Source organism: Tenacibaculum insulae (assembly GCF_964512435.1).
In the GTDB taxonomy this organism is placed as follows: domain Bacteria; phylum Bacteroidota; class Bacteroidia; order Flavobacteriales; family Flavobacteriaceae; genus Polaribacter; species Polaribacter insulae_A.
Genome location: NZ_OZ208512.1, coordinates 1,947,724 through 1,965,536 on the forward strand (window position 1 = coordinate 1,947,724; position 17,813 = coordinate 1,965,536).

General features: G+C 31.8%; 21 protein-coding genes and 1 riboswitch. Of the genes, 20 read left to right on the forward strand and 1 reads right to left on the reverse strand.

The genetic code is table 11. From position 1 onward, the window contains the following. Positions 1–7 precede the first annotated feature (7 nt). The 18 genes from rpsE to ACN5J5_RS09115 all read left to right on the forward strand — a co-directional run bounded on the left by rpsE (position 8) and on the right by ACN5J5_RS09115 (position 14,360). Positions 8–532, forward strand: a complete 525-nt coding sequence (gene rpsE, locus ACN5J5_RS09030) for a 30S ribosomal protein S5 (protein WP_141677655.1) — start codon at positions 8–10, stop codon at positions 530–532. Between the two features lie 11 nt (positions 533–543). Continuing rightward, a complete protein-coding gene (gene rpmD / locus ACN5J5_RS09035) occupies positions 544–726 on the forward strand; it encodes a 50S ribosomal protein L30 (protein ID WP_418644587.1) in 183 nt (60 codons plus the stop codon). Positions 727–737: 11 nt separating this feature from the next. Then, the gene (gene rplO, locus ACN5J5_RS09040) at positions 738–1,187 is read left to right on the forward strand and encodes a 50S ribosomal protein L15 (RefSeq protein ID WP_418644588.1); all 450 of its coding nucleotides are present in this window, start codon (positions 738–740) and stop codon (positions 1,185–1,187) included. A 12-nt stretch (positions 1,188–1,199) separates the two neighbouring features. After that, complete coding sequence (secY, locus tag ACN5J5_RS09045) at positions 1,200–2,519, forward strand: preprotein translocase subunit SecY (protein WP_418646542.1); 1,320 nt, start codon at positions 1,200–1,202, stop codon at positions 2,517–2,519. A 1-nt stretch (position 2,520) separates the two neighbouring features. Beyond that, positions 2,521–2,736: a translation initiation factor IF-1 gene (gene infA / locus ACN5J5_RS09050; protein WP_024740627.1), complete on the forward strand. Its 216-nt coding sequence runs from the start codon at positions 2,521–2,523 to the stop codon at positions 2,734–2,736. Positions 2,737–2,748: 12 nt separating this feature from the next. After that, positions 2,749–2,865 (forward strand): type B 50S ribosomal protein L36, encoded by a 117-nt coding sequence (ykgO, locus tag ACN5J5_RS09055; protein WP_073316873.1) that lies wholly within the window; start codon positions 2,749–2,751, stop codon positions 2,863–2,865. After that, complete coding sequence (gene rpsM / locus ACN5J5_RS09060) at positions 2,865–3,230, forward strand: 30S ribosomal protein S13 (protein WP_418644589.1); 366 nt, start codon at positions 2,865–2,867, stop codon at positions 3,228–3,230. Before ykgO ends, rpsM begins: the two co-directional genes overlap by 1 nt. A 79-nt stretch (positions 3,231–3,309) precedes the next feature. Then, a complete protein-coding gene (gene rpsK / locus ACN5J5_RS09065; protein ID WP_068703467.1) occupies positions 3,310–3,696 on the forward strand; it encodes a 30S ribosomal protein S11 in 387 nt (128 codons plus the stop codon). Between the two features lie 132 nt (positions 3,697–3,828). After that, positions 3,829–4,434 carry a 30S ribosomal protein S4 gene (gene rpsD / locus ACN5J5_RS09070; RefSeq protein ID WP_068703468.1) on the forward strand — a complete coding sequence of 202 codons (606 nt, stop codon included), beginning with the start codon at positions 3,829–3,831 and terminating at the stop codon, positions 4,432–4,434. 95 nt (positions 4,435–4,529) lie between these two features. Next, positions 4,530–5,522: a DNA-directed RNA polymerase subunit alpha gene (locus ACN5J5_RS09075; protein ID WP_418644590.1), complete on the forward strand. Its 993-nt coding sequence runs from the start codon at positions 4,530–4,532 to the stop codon at positions 5,520–5,522. 60 nt (positions 5,523–5,582) lie between these two features. Then, complete coding sequence (gene rplQ / locus ACN5J5_RS09080; RefSeq protein ID WP_418644591.1) at positions 5,583–6,056, forward strand: 50S ribosomal protein L17; 474 nt, start codon at positions 5,583–5,585, stop codon at positions 6,054–6,056. Between the two features lie 96 nt (positions 6,057–6,152). Next, positions 6,153–7,268 carry a glutamine-hydrolyzing carbamoyl-phosphate synthase small subunit gene (carA, locus tag ACN5J5_RS09085; RefSeq protein ID WP_418644592.1) on the forward strand — a complete coding sequence of 372 codons (1,116 nt, stop codon included), beginning with the start codon at positions 6,153–6,155 and terminating at the stop codon, positions 7,266–7,268. 125 nt (positions 7,269–7,393) lie between these two features. Then, complete coding sequence (gene eno / locus ACN5J5_RS09090; RefSeq protein ID WP_418644593.1) at positions 7,394–8,683, forward strand: phosphopyruvate hydratase; 1,290 nt, start codon at positions 7,394–7,396, stop codon at positions 8,681–8,683. 293 nt (positions 8,684–8,976) lie between these two features. Next, positions 8,977–10,527 (forward strand): hypothetical protein, encoded by a 1,551-nt coding sequence (locus ACN5J5_RS09095; protein ID WP_418644594.1) that lies wholly within the window; start codon positions 8,977–8,979, stop codon positions 10,525–10,527. Then, entirely contained in the window at positions 10,491–11,093 is a 603-nt protein-coding gene (locus ACN5J5_RS09100; protein WP_418644595.1) for a hypothetical protein, read from the forward strand. Before ACN5J5_RS09095 ends, ACN5J5_RS09100 begins: the two co-directional genes overlap by 37 nt. Positions 11,094–11,145: 52 nt before the next feature. Further along, complete coding sequence (locus tag ACN5J5_RS09105; RefSeq protein WP_418644596.1) at positions 11,146–11,730, forward strand: hypothetical protein; 585 nt, start codon at positions 11,146–11,148, stop codon at positions 11,728–11,730. A 327-nt stretch (positions 11,731–12,057) separates the two neighbouring features. Then, positions 12,058–13,344 carry a citrate synthase gene (locus tag ACN5J5_RS09110; protein ID WP_418644597.1) on the forward strand — a complete coding sequence of 429 codons (1,287 nt, stop codon included), beginning with the start codon at positions 12,058–12,060 and terminating at the stop codon, positions 13,342–13,344. 56 nt (positions 13,345–13,400) lie between these two features. Beyond that, the gene (locus ACN5J5_RS09115) at positions 13,401–14,360 is read left to right on the forward strand and encodes an arginase (RefSeq protein ID WP_418644598.1); all 960 of its coding nucleotides are present in this window, start codon (positions 13,401–13,403) and stop codon (positions 14,358–14,360) included. Between the two features lie 77 nt (positions 14,361–14,437). Here the strand turns inward: ACN5J5_RS09115 and ACN5J5_RS09120 are convergent, their stop codons facing one another. Beyond that, complete coding sequence (locus ACN5J5_RS09120) at positions 14,438–15,295, reverse strand: hypothetical protein (RefSeq protein WP_418644599.1); 858 nt, start codon at positions 15,293–15,295, stop codon at positions 14,438–14,440. A 92-nt stretch (positions 15,296–15,387) separates the two neighbouring features. After that, positions 15,388–15,482, forward strand: a riboswitch (TPP riboswitch). 47 nt (positions 15,483–15,529) lie between these two features. Here ACN5J5_RS09120 and thiS point away from each other — a divergent pair. Next, a complete protein-coding gene (thiS, locus tag ACN5J5_RS09125) occupies positions 15,530–15,733 on the forward strand; it encodes a sulfur carrier protein ThiS (RefSeq protein WP_418644600.1) in 204 nt (67 codons plus the stop codon). A gap of 36 nt (positions 15,734–15,769) precedes the next feature. Continuing rightward, positions 15,770–17,629 (forward strand): phosphomethylpyrimidine synthase ThiC, encoded by a 1,860-nt coding sequence (gene thiC, locus ACN5J5_RS09130; protein ID WP_418644601.1) that lies wholly within the window; start codon positions 15,770–15,772, stop codon positions 17,627–17,629. The last annotated feature ends 184 nt before the right edge of the window (positions 17,630–17,813 follow it).

Sequence of the window (17,813 nt, forward strand, 5' to 3'; positions counted from 1 at the left end):
AAATTATATTATGTTAGGATATAAAAACGTAGAAAGAGTAAAACCAAGCGGATTAGAGCTTGTAGATAAATTAGTAGGTGTACAACGTGTTACTAAAGTAACTAAAGGGGGTAGAGCATTTGGTTTCTCTGCAATCGTAGTAGTTGGAGATGGTAACGGAGTTGTAGGTCATGGATTAGGAAAGTCTAAAGATGTTGCTTCAGCAATTGCAAAAGCAATTGAAGATGCAAAGAAAAGTTTAGTGCGTATTCCTATTTTAGACGGAACTTTACCTCACGAACAAAAAGGTAAGTTTGGTGGTGCGAAAGTATTCATTAAGCCAGCCTCTCATGGTACGGGAGTTATTGCCGGTGGAGCTGTACGTTCAGTATTAGAATCTGTTGGTATTAAAGACGTATTATCTAAATCTCAAGGATCATCAAACCCTCATAACGTTGTAAAAGCAACTTTTGATGCTTTATTACAATTACGTAGTGCAGCAACAATTGCTAAGCAAAGAGGTATATCTTTAGAGAAAGTTTTTAACGGTTAAAATTTAAGACGATGAGTAAAATTAAAGTTACACAAGTAAAAAGTAAAATTGGTCGCCTTAAAAGTCAAAAAGCAACGTTAGAGGCGTTAGGTTTACGTAAAATGAACCAAACTGTAGAGCATAATGCAACAGCTACAATTTTGGGTATGGTAAATAAAGTTTCACACTTAGTTTCTGTTGAAGAAATTAAATAAGACAATATAAGATGAGTTTACATAACTTAAAACCTGCAGCAGGATCTACAAAGAGCGGTAAAAGAATCGCTCGTGGAGAAGGATCTGGACACGGAGGTACCTCTACAAGAGGTCATAATGGTCAGAAATCTCGTTCTGGTTATTCTCGTAAAATAGGATTTGAAGGAGGGCAAATGCCACTTCAAAGACGTGTACCTAAATTTGGTTTCACAAACATTAATCGTAAAGAGTATGTTGGTGTAAATTTAGATAAATTACAAGGATTAGTAGAAAACGGAAAGATTACAGATACGGTAACTTTAGAGGTTTTAGTAGAAAACCGTTTAGCTCGTAAAAACGACTTAGTAAAAATATTAGGTGGTGGAGAGTTAAAAGCTAAATTAAACATAACTGTACATAAATTTACTGCAACAGCAAAAGCGGCTATTGAAGCTGCAGGAGGTGAAGCAGTTACATTATAAGAATTGTAAATGATGAATTTTATAAATACTTTAAAAGACATTTGGAAGATAGAAGAGTTAAAAGAGAAATTACTTTTAACCTTAGGTTTAATTGCTGTTTACCGTTTTATGGCGGCAGTTCCATTACCTGGAATTGACCCTACACAGTTATCAGCATTACAAGACAGTACTTCTAGTGGACTTTTAGGTTTATTAAACGCATTTACAGGTGGGGCATTTGCTAGAGCGTCAGTAATGGCACTTGGTATAATGCCTTATATTTCTGCATCGATTGTAGTTCAGTTAATGGGTATCGCGGTACCATATTTACAAAAATTACAAAAAGATGGAGAAAGTGGACGTAAGAAGATTACACAAATAACAAGATGGCTTACAATTGCTATTACTTTGTTTCAAGCACCAACCTATATTGGTATTATTCAAAACCAAATGGGATTAGGACCTGAAGCATTTTTAGTAACAGGAGCTACATTTTGGGTATCATCAATTATCCTTTTATCAGCAGGAACTATTTTTGCAATGTGGTTAGGAGAGCGTATTACAGACAAAGGAGTTGGTAATGGTATATCATTATTAATTACTGTTGGTATTATTGCTAATTTCCCAGCTGCTTTTATACAAGAGTTAGTTTCTAAACAAACTGCTGGTGCTGGAGGTATCATGATGATTCTAATCGAATTAATAGTTTGGTTTGTAGTAATTTTGTTAACCGTTTTATTAGTTACAGCAGTACGTAAAGTAGCAGTTCAATATGCGCGTCGTACCGCAGTTACCGACATTAAAGATGTTGATGGAGCTCGCCAGTACATTCCTTTAAAATTGAATGCTTCTGGAGTAATGCCAATTATTTTTGCACAAGCTATTATGTTTTTACCAGTAGCTTTAGGTCAAAAATTTCCAGCATTAAATAGTTTAACTGATAATTTCGGATTATGGTATAACGTTATATTTGCTATCTTAATTATCATCTTTAGTTATTTTTATACGGCGATTACGATCCCAACTAATAAAATGGCTGAAGACTTAAAAAGAAGTAATGGTTTTGTTCCTGGATATAAGCCAGGAGAAGAAACTGCAAACTATTTAGACTCTGTGTTATCTAAGATAACTTTTCCAGGATCTTTATTTTTAGCAGCTTTATCTATTTTACCTGCAATTATTGTAAAGTTTGGAGTTACTCAAAACTGGGCAATGTTTTTTGGAGGTACCTCTTTAATTATTATGGTTGGAGTTGCGATAGATACCATTCAGCAAATTAACTCGTATTTATTAAACAGTCGTTACGATGGTTTAATGAAAACAGGTAACAGTAACAGAAAATCATTAAAATAATATGGCTAAGCAACCAGCAATTCAACAAGACGGAACAATAACAGAAGCATTATCAAATGCAATGTTTCGTGTAGAATTAGAAAACGGACATATTGTTACGGCACACATTTCAGGTAAAATGCGTATGCATTATATCAAATTATTACCAGGAGATAAGGTAAAATTAGAAATGAGTCCGTATGATTTATCAAAGGCAAGAATTACTTACAGATATTAAAAACACAGACTGATGAAAGTAAGAGCATCATTAAAGAAAAGAAGTGCCGAGTGCAAAATTGTACGTAGAAAGGGCAGATTATATGTAATTAACAAAAAGAATCCTAGATTTAAACAAAGACAAGGGTAATGGCAAGAATAGCAGGTATTGATATTCCAAAGAATAAAAGAGGTGTTATCGCATTAACTTACATCTTTGGTATAGGAAACAGCAGAGCTAAAGAAGTTTTAGCAACTGCAAAAATTGACGAAAGTATCAAAGTTCAAGATTGGACGGATGATCAAATTGCAGCGATTCGTGAGCAAGTTGGAACTTTTACTATTGAAGGTGAATTACGTTCTGAAGTTCAATTAAACATTAAACGTTTAATGGACATCGGATGTCAAAGAGGTATTCGTCACAGATTAGGTCTTCCTTTAAGAGGTCAAAGAACTAAGAATAACTCTCGTACAAGAAAAGGTAAGAGAAAAACTGTAGCTAACAAGAAAAAATAAGTTAGATAAGTAATAAAGATCTAATAGTAGTTATTAAACTATAAAGTTAGAAAACTAAATTACTAAAACTATAATAATCATGGCAAAGTCTAAAGTAACAAAAAAACGTAAAGTTGTAATAGAATCAGTTGGTGAAGCTCACGTAACTGCATCTTTCAACAATATTATTATTTCTTTAACAAACAAAAAAGGTGACGTTATTTCTTGGTCATCTGCAGGTAAAATGGGGTTCAGAGGTTCTAAAAAGAACACTCCTTACGCAGCTCAATTAGCCGCAGAAGATTGTGCTAACGTAGCAAAAGAAGCAGGTTTACGTAAAGTAAAGGTGTATGTTAAAGGACCAGGTAACGGTAGAGAATCTGCAATCAGATCTATTCATAATGCTGGAATCGAGGTAACAGAAATTATTGATGTTACTCCAATTCCTCATAACGGATGTCGTCCTCCAAAAAGAAGAAGAGTATAAGTTGATTTAATTCAACTTATACTTTTATTTAGCGTACTTTTGTGCGCAATAAAAAAGTATTTTAACAACAGTAGGATAAAGATTATCGAAGGAGTAAGCCTTAATTCATAATCCCTACTAAAATAATTAGAAATGGCAAGATATACAGGACCAAAAACTAAAATTGCTCGTAAATTTGGTGAAGCAATTTTTGGAGACGATAAAAACTTTGAAAAAAGAAATTATCCTCCAGGACAACACGGAAACGCTAGAAGAAGAGGTAAAAAATCTGAATATGCAACTCAATTAATGGAGAAGCAAAAAGCAAAATACTCTTATGGTATTTTAGAGCGTCAGTTTAGTAACTTATTCAAAAAAGCATCAGCATCTAAAGGAATTACAGGTGAAGTTTTATTACAACTTTGTGAATCTCGTTTAGATAATGTTGTTTTCCGTTTAGGAATTGCTAACTCAAGAAGAGGTGGACGTCAATTAGTATCTCACCGTCACATTACTGTGAATGGAGAAATCGTTAACATTCCATCTTATAGCTTACAAGCAGGTGATGTTGTAGCAGTTAGAGAAAAATCTAAATCATTAGTAGCTATTGAAGATTCTTTAGCATCTAACAGCAATGTTTACGAATGGTTAAGCTGGAATTCTGATCAAAAATCAGGAACTTTTATTAAAGCTCCAGAAAGATTACAGATTCCTGAGAATATCAAAGAACAATTAATTGTAGAATTATATTCTAAATAATAAATTAAACCTATTGGTATTTAGCCAAAGGGTATGTTTGATTTTCTTCAGACTTACGTACCGCGCAACTAAATAACAATTAAAACGAAGAAAATATGGCAATTTTAAATTTTCAGAAGCCTGATAAAGTAATAATGATTGAATCTACAGATTTTTCTGGTAGATTTGAGTTCAGACCTCTTGAACCAGGTTTTGGATTAACAGTTGGTAACGCTTTAAGAAGAGTATTATTATCTTCTTTAGAAGGGTTTGCAATTACATCATTACGCATGGATGGTGTTGAACATGAGTTCTCAACAATTCAAGGAGTTGTAGAAGATGTAACAGAAATCATCTTAAACTTAAAACAAGTTCGTTTTAAGAAACAAATTGAAGAGACTGATAGAGAAACAGTATCAATAGCAGTATCAGGTCAAGAGCAATTAACTGCAGGAGACTTACAAAAGTTTACTTCAGGTTTTCAAGTACTAAATCCAGATTTAGTAATTTGTAACATGGATAAATCAGTAAGTTTTAATGCCGAAATTACTATCGAAAAAGGTAGAGGTTTCGTACCAGCAGAAGAAAATAAAAGAGCAGGTGCACCATTAGGAACAATTTTCACTGATTCAATTTACACTCCAATAAAGAATGTAAAATATGCCATTGAAAATTTTCGTGTAGAACAAAAGACAGATTACGAAAAATTAGTTTTCGATATCGATACTGATGGTTCTATCAATCCTAAAGATGCCTTAACAGAAGCAGCTAAAATTTTAATCCACCACTTTATGTTATTCTCTGATGAGCGTATCACTTTAGAGGCAGATGAAATTGCTCAAACTGAAACATATGATGAAGAATCATTACATATGCGTCAGTTATTAAAGACGAAATTAGTTGATATGGATTTATCAGTTCGTGCTTTAAACTGTTTAAAAGCTGCAGAAGTTGATACTTTAGGAGACTTAGTATCATTTAACAAAAGTGATTTAATGAAATTTAGAAACTTTGGTAAAAAATCATTAACTGAATTAGATGAGTTAGTGGCAAATAAAAGCCTTAATTTCGGAATGGACTTAAGTAAATACAAATTAGATAGAGATTAACCTTTCATATTTTGCTCCCTTAAATGGTAGTAGCAAGATGAGAGCTAAAAACCAAATGTCATGAGACACGGAAAGAAATTTAATCATTTAGGAAGACAAACAGCGCACAGAAAAGCGATGTTAGCAAATATGTCTTGTTCATTAATTGAACACAAGCGTATTAACACAACTGTTGCTAAAGCGAAAGCTTTACGTATGTTTGTTGAACCATTAATTACAAAGTCTAAAGAAGACACAACACACAACCGTCGTGTAGTATTTAGTTACTTACGTAATAAATTTGCTGTTACTGAATTATTTAAAGAAGTATCAGTAAAAGTAGCTGACAGACCTGGAGGTTATGTTCGTATTATCAAGTTAGGAAACCGTCAGGGAGATAATGCTCCTATGGCAATGGTAGAATTAGTTGATTACAACGAATTATACAACCCGAAAGGAAACAAAGCTAAGAAAAACACTCGTCGTAGCCGTCGTGGTGGAGCTAAAACAACTGATGCAGCTGTTGAAACTCAAACTTCACAAGAAGAAGAATAAAAATGAAAATTTTTATAAATTATATCAAAGGGATAAACATTTAATGTTTATCCCTTTTTTTATATTTTTGCAATCAAATTACACAACACACACTAAATGAAATATCAACAACGTAAAAAAGCATTAGTTTTATTAGCAGACGGAACTATTTTCTATGGTAAGTCTATTGGTATAGAAGGAACATCAACTGGAGAAATTTGTTTTAACACCGGAATGACTGGTTATCAAGAAGTATTTACAGATCCTTCTTACTTCGGTCAAATTATGGTAACTACCAATGCACATATTGGTAATTATGGTATAAACAATAAAGAAGTAGAGTCTGAAGGAATTAAAATATCAGGTTTAATTTGTCGTAATTTTAGTTTTACACATTCACGTGTAGATTCTGATGGAAATTTATTTGATTGGTTTAAAGAACACAATTTAGTTGCAATTTCTGATGTAGATACGCGAGCATTAGTTTCGTACATTAGAGATAATGGAGCAATGAATGCTATTATTTCTACAGAAGTAGATAATATTGATGCATTGAAAAAACAGTTAGCGGATATTCCTAATATGGAAGGTTTAGAGTTAGCCTCTAAAGTATCAACAAAAGAGCCTTATTTTGTTGGAGATGAAAATTCGCCAATAAAAGTTTCTGCCTTAGATATCGGTATTAAAAAGAATATTTTAAGAAATTTAGTAAAAAGAGGAGCGTACGTAAAAGTGTACCCTTACAACGCTACTTTTAAAGAAATGAGTGATTTTAATCCTGATGGATACTTTATTTCTAACGGACCTGGAGATCCAGAACCTTTATTAGAAGCAATAAATACAGCTAAAGATATTATTAAAAATGATAAACCACTTTTTGGTATTTGTTTAGGGCATCAAGTAATAGCATTGGCAAACGGAATTTCTACTTACAAAATGCACAACGGTCACCGAGGTATTAATCATCCAGTAAAAAACTTACTTACAGGTAAAGGAGAAATAACTTCTCAAAACCACGGATTTGCAATTAATAGAGAAGAAACAGAAGCACATAATGATGTTGAAATTACACACGTACATTTAAACGATCATACGGTTGCAGGTATTAGAATGAAATCTAAAAATGTATTTTCAGTACAATATCACCCAGAGGCAAGTCCAGGACCACATGATGCAGAATATTTATTTGATGAATTTATAGAAAACATCAAAAAAGCAAAAGTTGAAGCGTAATCGTTTTCGTAATTAATGATTAAGAAAAGAGCCAAAATCAACAACAATTAGTAAATTAGCAAGGATAAAAATTAGCATTCCCGTGAGTTAAATTTCACGGGAATCTATATTAAAAATAAATAATTATGAGTATTATAATCAACATTCACGCACGTCAAATTTTCGATTCAAGAGGTAACCCAACTGTAGAGGTTGATGTAACTACAGAAAACGGAGTAATCGGTAGAGCAGCTGTTCCGTCTGGAGCATCTACAGGAGAACACGAAGCCGTAGAGTTACGAGATGGTGGAAAAGATTATATGGGTAAAGGTGTGCTAAACGCAGTAAAAAATGTAAATACATTAATTGCTCAAGAATTATTAGGAGTATCAGTTTTTGAACAAAACATGATCGATCAAATGATGATTGATTTAGACGGAACACCAAACAAATCTAAATTAGGCGCAAATGCTATTTTAGGTGTGTCATTGGCAGCAGCAAAAGCAGCAGCAAATGAGTTAGGTTTACCTTTATATCGTTATGTTGGTGGAGTATCAGCAAATACATTACCTGTACCAATGATGAATATCATTAACGGAGGTTCGCATTCTGATGCACCAATTGCATTTCAAGAATTTATGGTAATGCCTGTAAAAGCTAAAAACTTTACAGAAGCAATGCAAATTGGTTCAGAAATTTTTCACAACCTTAAAAAAGTATTACACGATCGTAATTTATCTACAGCTGTTGGTGATGAAGGTGGTTTTGCACCAACTTTAGATGGTACTGAAGATGCGATTGAAACAATTGCATTGGCAACTAAAAATGCAGGGTACAAATTTGGCGAAGAAGTAATGATTGCTTTAGATTGTGCTGCTGCCGAATTTTTTGTAGATGGAAAATACGATTATACTAAGTTTGAAGGAGCTAAAGGAAAAGTACGTTCAAGCAAAGAACAAGCTGATTATTTAGCAGAATTAGCAGCTAAGTATCCTATTATTTCTATTGAAGATGGTATGGATGAAAATGACTGGGACGGATGGAAATACTTAACAGAAATTTGTGGAGATAAAGTGCAATTAGTTGGTGATGATTTATACGTAACCAATGTAGAGCGTTTATCTAGAGGAATTGAAAACGGAATAGCAAATTCTATTTTAATTAAAGTAAACCAAATAGGTACGTTAACCGAAACAATTGCTGCTGTAAATATGGCACACAATGCAGGATATACCTCAGTAATGAGTCACCGTTCTGGAGAAACAGAAGATAATACAATTGCCGATTTAGCGGTTGCATTAAACTGTGGACAAATTAAAACAGGTTCGGCTTCTCGTTCAGATCGTATGGCAAAATACAATCAGCTTTTACGTATTGAAGAAGAATTGGATGATGTTGCATATTATCCACAAGAAAAAGCATTTAAAATAAAGTAATTTAGATAATATTTTAAGAATTAATATTCTAAGCCTTGTCGTTTAAACGGCAAGGCTTAGAATGTGCAAAAAGTTTTTTCATGTGTTTGAAATTTAAAATGTTAAAAAAGTGTTAACGTATTTAGGGTTAACCCTATTTCTATTAGGGTTAACCCTAATGAATGAATAGGGGTATTGGGTATTGTATGATAATAAAAGATAACTTAGTTTTGGCTGCTTAATTAAAATAATATAGATATGAAAAAAGCGTTATTACTTACTTACTTACTTACTTACTTACTTACTTTTTAATAGTGTCATGTGAGGACAAAGCATCAGAAGATATTCCTATTGAACAAGAATCAATTTTATTATTGAGTGCATCATTAGAAAATGGGAAGTTTAATTTTAATTCAAAAGAAGATTTAGCTTCTAAAATTGATTTATTTAAAAAACAATCGAAAGAAACCAAAGAAAATTATTTTGAAGACTTTTATGAAAAAGGTTTTATACCTTTAGAGCCTATTGTTAATCCAAAGAATACTTATTTATTAGAGAAGATAAATAGCAAAAAGAAATTAAGAAATAAGAATTCTAATTTTATTGATATTTCTACTTTGATAGGAGATAAAAACTTTGCTGCTTTTATCAATGATGAGGGAGAAATAATTGTAGAAAATTCTCTTTATAAATTTACACCAAAAGGATTATTTTTTGGAGATTTAAAAGATAGTACTAAAATAAGAAATACAGCATTTAAAACATATAAAAGAGCAAGTAAATTAGCTATGCCGATTTGTGAACTTAGAGAAACTGAAGGAGGAATTAGACAAATGGAACCAGATGTTTTTAGATATATTGCACCAATAGATGAATATGGTTGTGGAGAAGGTTCTTATGGAGGGGGGTCTGGTTATACAGGAGGTACTACAAGTACTAAAGGTGATCCGAAAACTGACAGAGCAGCATTATTTGAAATTATAAAGAATTTAGATATAGTAACTAACCCAGGTGACAATTGGTTTCAGAATATATTTGGTACATATAGATATGCTCATAAATACTTTAGTAATAGAGACTATCGTTTTGAATTAGATTATCATAATCAAAGCTATTTAGTGTATAGGTCATTAGGTATTGAGGCTGAAACACATAAAGAAGGATGGTTTTGGTGGAATAATGTCGATTCTGATGAAATAATACTAGGAGTTAATAAAATCCATGCTGTTTTATATGATTTACCTAAACCTAAAATAGAGACTTTAACACTAAATGAAGTTTTTCCTAACTCTAATCCTAGAGAGCCAATATATATACACAATGATAGTTTTAAGATTGAGAATAATGGTGTTTTTGAGCCTGTAAGCATAAAAGTTTTGGCAAATAAAGGAGTTCCATATTTTAAATATAATGATGATGCCATACTAAATATTTATGTAGGTGAAGTATTAGGTTATACTGTGGATAAAGAAATAAATTATAATGTGTTGAGTGATTCAAACATAAGAGCAATTTATAAACTAGGGGTAGATTATTTTAAAAAACAGGCAAATTCACAAAGAGAAGATTTTTTTGTGACAGTTCAAAAAAGTTCAAAAGAAATAGATTTGTTATATTTTAATGAGTTTAAAAGAAAATATAATACTGATGAAGTTCAAAGAAATATAGTTTCTGAGTTTGCTGGACAGATATCAGCCGAGGTTATTGATGGAGAGTTAAAAACAGACTGGGTCAAAACAGTAGGAGATTTATTAACAGGGAAAAACTTTGTAGGTAAATACAGGTTTAAAGAGCTTGATTTTTATGGTATTGCAAGAAGAGGAAACGAATGGAGAGGTTTACAAATAAAGAAAAAAGAAAATTAGAAATTATTATGATAATTAAAAAAAGTACAAAATTTTTAATATTTTCAATACTTATATCAATAAGTATTAATATAAATTCTCAAGAAAAAAATACTAAAAAAGTATGGAGAGTTAATTTTTTAAATCCAGGAGTAGAATACGAAATGCCTACGGGAAATAATAGAACACTTTCTGTTGGAGCAGGTTTAGGTTATAGTGTAAGTTATCCACATACAGATGTAGGAGTTGGTTCTGGAGCAATAACTTCTTTCAACCCTTTTGTAGATATACAACACAAATGGTTTTATAATTTTGATAAACGTAAAAGTAAAGGTTTAAAAACGGCTAATAATACGGGTAATTTTGTGTCTGCAAGATTTTTAACAAGAAGTGAATCACTATTCGGTAATTCTAATGGAACTGATGGGTTAGATTTTGCGGTGGGACCTACTTGGGGAATTCAACGAACTTATGGTAAAAACTTTCATTTTTTGTTTGATATGGGGCCAATTTATTATTTTGATACTAACGGTAAAGGATATTATTTTCCGTTAATGATTCAGTTAAATTTAGGGTTTGATTTATAAAAAGATAAAAGAGACTGCTTTAAACAGTCTCTTTTTAAGATAATTAAAATGTATGAAAAAAATACTTGTTTTATTTGTAGTTTTAATCCTTACAGCATGTCATTCAATAAAATATACCCATTCAGGAAATGTAAATTCACGTTTAGATTTTAAAAAAGGCAAATGGTTATTACATACTGTTGAAGCTCCTAAAAGTATAAAAGAAAGTTTAACGAATATAGCGAACGAGAAGTTTATAGCATTATTAGGAAATCGTTTTTCTGATGTAAATACTACTAGAGGAATCTTACTACCAGCTAATATAACTACTAATCTTAATAAAACAGATTTAAGAGATATTAAAAACGGAACAGGATATGATTTTTTTATAAAGATTAACGCTACTGTAATTTCAGATGAAGTTGGAGATTTAGAAATAGGTAAAGTAATTTCATCTGTTGAAAATATAGGCGAAATTAGGATAGATATTTATGATTTAAATTTATTAGATATATTATATTCTCAATCAGTTATTGGAAGAATGCATATATCAGAAAGTAATGATAATTTAGCTTTTTCAACAAGCACAAATAATATAATTATAAAAGGTTTTAAACGAATTATGAAGAATATTCATGAAAATCAGATTAAAAACTAAATTAGCGAATCTTTATATTGGTTTCTAATTTGAACTATAATCTAACATAATAACACATCAGTTTAAATTTACTTCAGAATCGCATTATTGTCATAAATAGTATTTCATGATGAGAATTCGAAACAAGTTTTGCTTAAATAAATAATAAAAATATAGAAAACAAAAGTCTTACAAACACATGTTTGTAAGACTTTGTTTTTATATGGTTTCAGTAATAAAATAAAGCTATTTATAGATAGTGAAAAACAATTAAAACTCACTTTTAAAATACTACAAAAAATGGTATCTTCGCAACTAACTTCAATCATTAAAATTTAAGAGATAAAAATGTCAGATATAGCAAAACTACAAATTGGTGAAAAGACGTATGAGTTCCCGTTAATTAAAGGAACAGAAAATGAAACTGCGATTGATATTAAAGCATTAAGAGGAGTTTCTGAAGGTGTTATTACTATTGATCCAGGATATAAAAATACAGGTTCTTGTCAAAGTGCTATTACATTTTTAAATGGTGAAGAAGGAGTTTTACGTTATAGAGGATATTCGATAGAAGAATTAGCTGAAAAAGCAGATTTTTTAGAAGTTGCCTTTTTATTGATTTTTGGAGAATTACCAAACGAAGCACAATTAGAAAAGTTTCATAATGATATTAGAGAAAAAGCAATTGTAGATGAAGATATTAAAAAAATCATCGAAGCTTTTCCTAAAAATGCGCATCCAATGGGCGTATTATCATCATTAACAAGTGCGTTAGTAGCATTTAATCCATCTTCTGTAAATGTTGATTCTGAGGAGGATATGTATCGCGCAATTGTTAAAATATTAGCAAAGTTTCCAGTGTTAGTTGCTTGGGCAATGCGTAAAAAACAAGGATTACCTTTAAATTATGGATCAAAAAAATTAGGATATGTAGAAAACGTTATGAAAATGATGTTTGAACAACCTAATGAAGATTTTGAAATAAATCCAGTAATTAAAAACGCTTTAGATAAATTATTAATCTTACATGCAGATCACGAACAAAATTGTTCTACATCTACAGTAAGAATTGTAGGATCTTCTCATGCAGGTTTATTTGCTTCTCTTTCTGCAGGAATTTCTGCACTTTGGGGACCATTACACGGTGGCGCAAATCAAGCAGTTTTAGAAATGCTTGAAGCAATTAAAGAAGATGGTGGAGATACTAAAAAATACATGGCAAAAGCGAAAGATAAAAACGATCCTTTCCGTTTAATGGGATTCGGACACCGTGTTTATAAGAATTTTGATCCAAGAGCAAAAATTATTAAAGTTGCAGCCGATGAAGTATTAGCTAATTTAGGAGTTAACGATCCTATTTTAGAAATTGCGAAAGGATTAGAACAAGAAGCATTAAATGATGAGTATTTTGTAAAACGTAAATTATATCCTAATGTAGATTTCTATTCAGGTATTATTTATAGAGCTATGGGGATTCCTGTAGAAATGTTTACTGTTATGTTTGCTTTAGGTCGTTTACCAGGATGGATTGCTCAATGGAGAGAAATGCGCTTAGGTAAAGAGCCAATTGGTCGTCCTCGTCAAGTTTATACAGGGGCAAACCTTAGAGAATTTGTTGAAATTAACAAAAGATAAAATAACCCAAAATGTCATTTAATTTTTAAATGACATTTTTTTATTAAATATAATTGATGATGAAAGAAATTAAAATTATCAAAAACAGATCTGATATTGGAGCCGGAACAAGAGGTTCTGATATGGGAATAGATGCTATTGAAATAGCCGCAATAAATCATAATAACGATTTTTTTGATCGATTTGATTTTGAAGATGTGATAACAGAAAATGAATCTATTTATAATAAAAAAAATAATTCATTTGGTAAACAAATCAATAGTGTTTTTAATCAATGTAAAAGATTAAGTAATCACGTAAAAGTAAATTTACAAGAAGATAAGTTTCCAATAGTACTTTCAGGAGATCATTCATCTGCCTTAGGAACCATAAGTGGCGTTAAAGCTGCTTATCCAACCAAAAGAGTTGGAGTAATTTGGATTGATGCTCACGGAGATTTACACACACCTTATACTTCGCCTTCAGGAAACATCCATGGAATGCCATTAGGAGCTGCAATTTCTGATGATAATTTAGATTGTCAGATAAATGATGTTGATAGAGAAACGGCCGAATTATGGGATAGAATGAAAAACATAGCTATACCTGGGCAAAAAGTACTACCTGAGGATATTGTTTTTTTTGGAGTAAGAGATACTGAAGAACCTGAAGAAAAACAAATGGAAAAATATGGTATTAAAAACTATATGGTTGCAGAAGTTCGTTATAGAGGTTTAGAAGTTTGTGTAAATGAAGCATTAGATAAGTTAACAAATTGCGATGTTATTTATGTTTCTTTTGATGTAGATTCGATGGACTGTGATATGATTTCTTACGGAACAGGAACACCAGTGCCAAAAGGATTTGACGATAAAGAAATTGTTGAAATAATTAATAAATTATTAGCAAGTAAAAAAGTAGCTTGTGTTGAGTTTGTTGAAGTAAATCCGTTGCTAGATTTAAAAGGTAATAAAATGGCAGAAACTGCTTTTTCAATTTTAGATGCAGTAACAAAAACAGTAAGTACTGTGTTTTAAAAAAATGGTTTTTATAAAAAAAAGGTGCTATTGAAATTTTCAATAGCACCTTTTTAGTTTAATAATTAGCAAAAAAGTTACCTTTTTCTTGCTTTTGTACCAAAAGGAGTACGTTTAATTAAATAATTTAAAGCACTATCGTAAGAGTCTAAACCGCTACCAAATGCTCTTTTATCATCATTAAAAAGGTTGTCACCTTTATCATTATAAATATTTAAACTTACTCGAGTATCGTAATTAACTCTAGATCTAGAGCTGTTGGTTGAAATCGCTAATCCAGAATTATTAGTTTTATTACGTCTATACCTACTGTTGTCTTTTGTTTTTTTGTTTTTATAAGTTGTAACTCCTGTTCCGGTTGTTACGGTTCCTTTGTTAACAACATTTGTAGTGTTATAAAGAACATATTCAACTCCTAAAACTAAAGCAATTTCTTTAGGCGAAATGGCTTTTAGTTGCGCTGCAGTTATTCCTTTTTTAGCCAATAAAGCATTGGTAGTTCTAGGATCTTGTACTTTTAATAAAATAGAAGTGTTCTTTTTTAAAGAACTAGTAGTAGAATTTTGAATTTTACTACTCATAGCATCAATCATTATACTTTTATCATTCGTAATATAATCAACAGGTAATACAGCAATTCTACTTTTTCTTTCAGCAGAATTAGCTACTTTTTCTATTGTTTTTGGCTGATTAAATACTTGTGTTCTTCCTGAAGAAAAAACAATTTTTTGAATGGTAGATTTTTCAATATTAAATTCTAAAGTTTCTCCGCTATAAATAAATTTAATATTATTTTTATTGATAGCTGTTACTTTTCCTTTCCCTTGGTTACCGTCTAATAAATAAATAGCATCGGTTTTTTCTTGAGCAAAAGAAGTTAGGGATATACCTAAACTGAATAGAATCAGTAAAATATATTTATAAAATGTTTTCATAAGTATTAGTTGTGAATGTTTAGTTAAAGGTACAAATTTTATATAAATAATTGATTTACTTATTTTGTGAAAAAATAATAATACATTTGCTTTGTAAACTTTAGGAGTAGCTATTAAATTAGTTTGAGAAAAATCCTTAGAACCTGATTTGGTTAATACCAACGTAGGGAAAAGTTATCTTCGATAAATTATATCGAGCTACTACCATATGGTTTACAGTAATATTTTATAAATATGATTACTATAAAAGTAAACCAAGAAGACCATCAAATTTTAGAAAACCTTACATTACAAGCGTTTGTTGAATATTTAAAAATTGAAACAAACGGAATTGCTATTGCTATAAATAGTACTGTGGTAAAAAGGACGGATTGGTCTTTAAAGTTACTTCAAAATAATGATGCTGTTTTAATTATAAAGTCTACTCAAGGAGGATGATTTTTAAATTTAAAATAAACAAACACTAAGAATTAAATGAAGAACAAAGACACAGCTCCAAAGCAAAACGGAATTACACGAAATCCGTTTCCGAATTCGCAAAAAATTTATGTAAGCGGAAAAATTCACCCGCAAATTAAAGTAGCCATGCGTGAAATTTCGTTAAGTGATACGGTAGATTCTATGACGAAAAAGAAAACGCCAAACGAACCAGTTACCGTTTACGATACTTCAGGTCCATATACCGATCCTACTAAAGAAATTGATATTCATAGCGGTATCGAACGTATTCGTGAACCTTGGATTAAAGAGCGTGGAGATGTTGAGCAATTAGATACGTATTCATCAGAATATTGTAATGAGCGTTTAAATGACGCTAGTTTAGATCACATGCGTTTTAAGTTACTTAAAAAACCAATGCGTGCTAAAAAAGGGCAAAATGTAACACAATTACATTATGCTAAAAAAGGAATTATTACACCAGAAATGGAATACATCGCTATTCGTGAAAATCAGCGAATAGATGAAATGACCGAAATTAGAAAGCAACATAAAGGCGAACATTTTGGGGCTTCAATTCCAGAAAAAATTACTCCAGAATTTGTGCGATCAGAAGTAGCAAGAGGTCGAGCAATTATACCATCAAACATAAATCACCCAGAAGCCGAACCTATGATTTTAGGACGTAACTTCTTAGTAAAAATAAATGCCAATATTGGTAACTCCGCCGTTACTTCATCAATTGAAGAAGAAGTAGAAAAAGCAGTTTGGGCTTGTCGTTGGGGAGCAGATAATATTATGGATCTATCCACCGGAGAAAATATTCACGAAACTCGTGAGTGGATTATCCGTAACTCTCCAGTACCAGTAGGTACCGTGCCAATATATCAAGCTTTAGAAAAAGTAAACGGAGTTGCAGAGGATTTAACGTGGGAGATTTTCCGCGATACGTTAATTGAACAAGCAGAACAAGGAGTAGATTACTTTACCATTCATGCCGGAGTTTTGTTACGTTACGTACCAATGACAGCAAAACGTGTTACAGGAATTGTATCTCGTGGAGGTTCAATTATGGCAAAATGGTGTTTAGCACATCATAAAGAAAGTTTTTTATACACACATTTCGAAGATATTTGTGATATATTAAAGCAATATGATGTTGCCTTTTCTTTAGGTGACGGATTACGACCAGGCTCGGTTGCTGATGCAAATGACGAAGCACAATTTGCGGAGTTAGAGACCTTGGGTGAGTTAACTCAGATTGCTCGTAAGCATGAAGTTCAGTGTTTTATTGAAGGGCTAGGACATGTGCCAATGCACATGATTAAAGAAAATATGGAGAAGCAAATTGAAGTTTGTGACGAAGCTCCTTTTTATACTTTAGGGCCTTTAACAACTGATATTGCACCAGGTTACGATCACATTACTTCGGGTATCGGAGCCGCTATGATTGGTTGGTATGGTTGTGCCATGTTGTGTTACGTAACGCCAAAAGAACATTTAGGATTGCCTAATAAAGAGGATGTACGTGTAGGTGTTGTAACTTATAAATTAGCAGCCCATGCAGCCGATTTAGCAAAAGGGCATCCAGGTTCTCAGCACAGAGATAATGCGTTGAGTATGGCGCGTTTCGAGTTCCGTTGGGAAGATCAATTTAATTTAGGATTAGATCCAGAACGCGCGCGTGAATATCACGATGAAACGTTGCCTGCTGCCGGCGCTAAAATTGCCCATTTCTGTTCTATGTGTGGCCCAAAATTCTGTTCTATGAAAATATCACAAGAAGTACGTGATTTTGCTGCTGAAAACGAAATTATTGATAATGAGGTGATTCAGAAAGGAATGGACGAAAAATCGAAAGAATTTAAAGAGAAAGGTTCAGAAGTATATTTATAAAATAATTAGGAGGTTCCTACGCCTTTTTATTAAGGCGTAGGCGGGCTTTCCGTTATATCTTTTGCAAGTTCTCGATACTAATTTATTTCGTTCTACTGCATAAATTAACTCGAACAAAATGCAAAAGGATGCCACTGCAATCCCTAACCCGAAAAATAATAACTGTGATAACAGGCAGTAAACG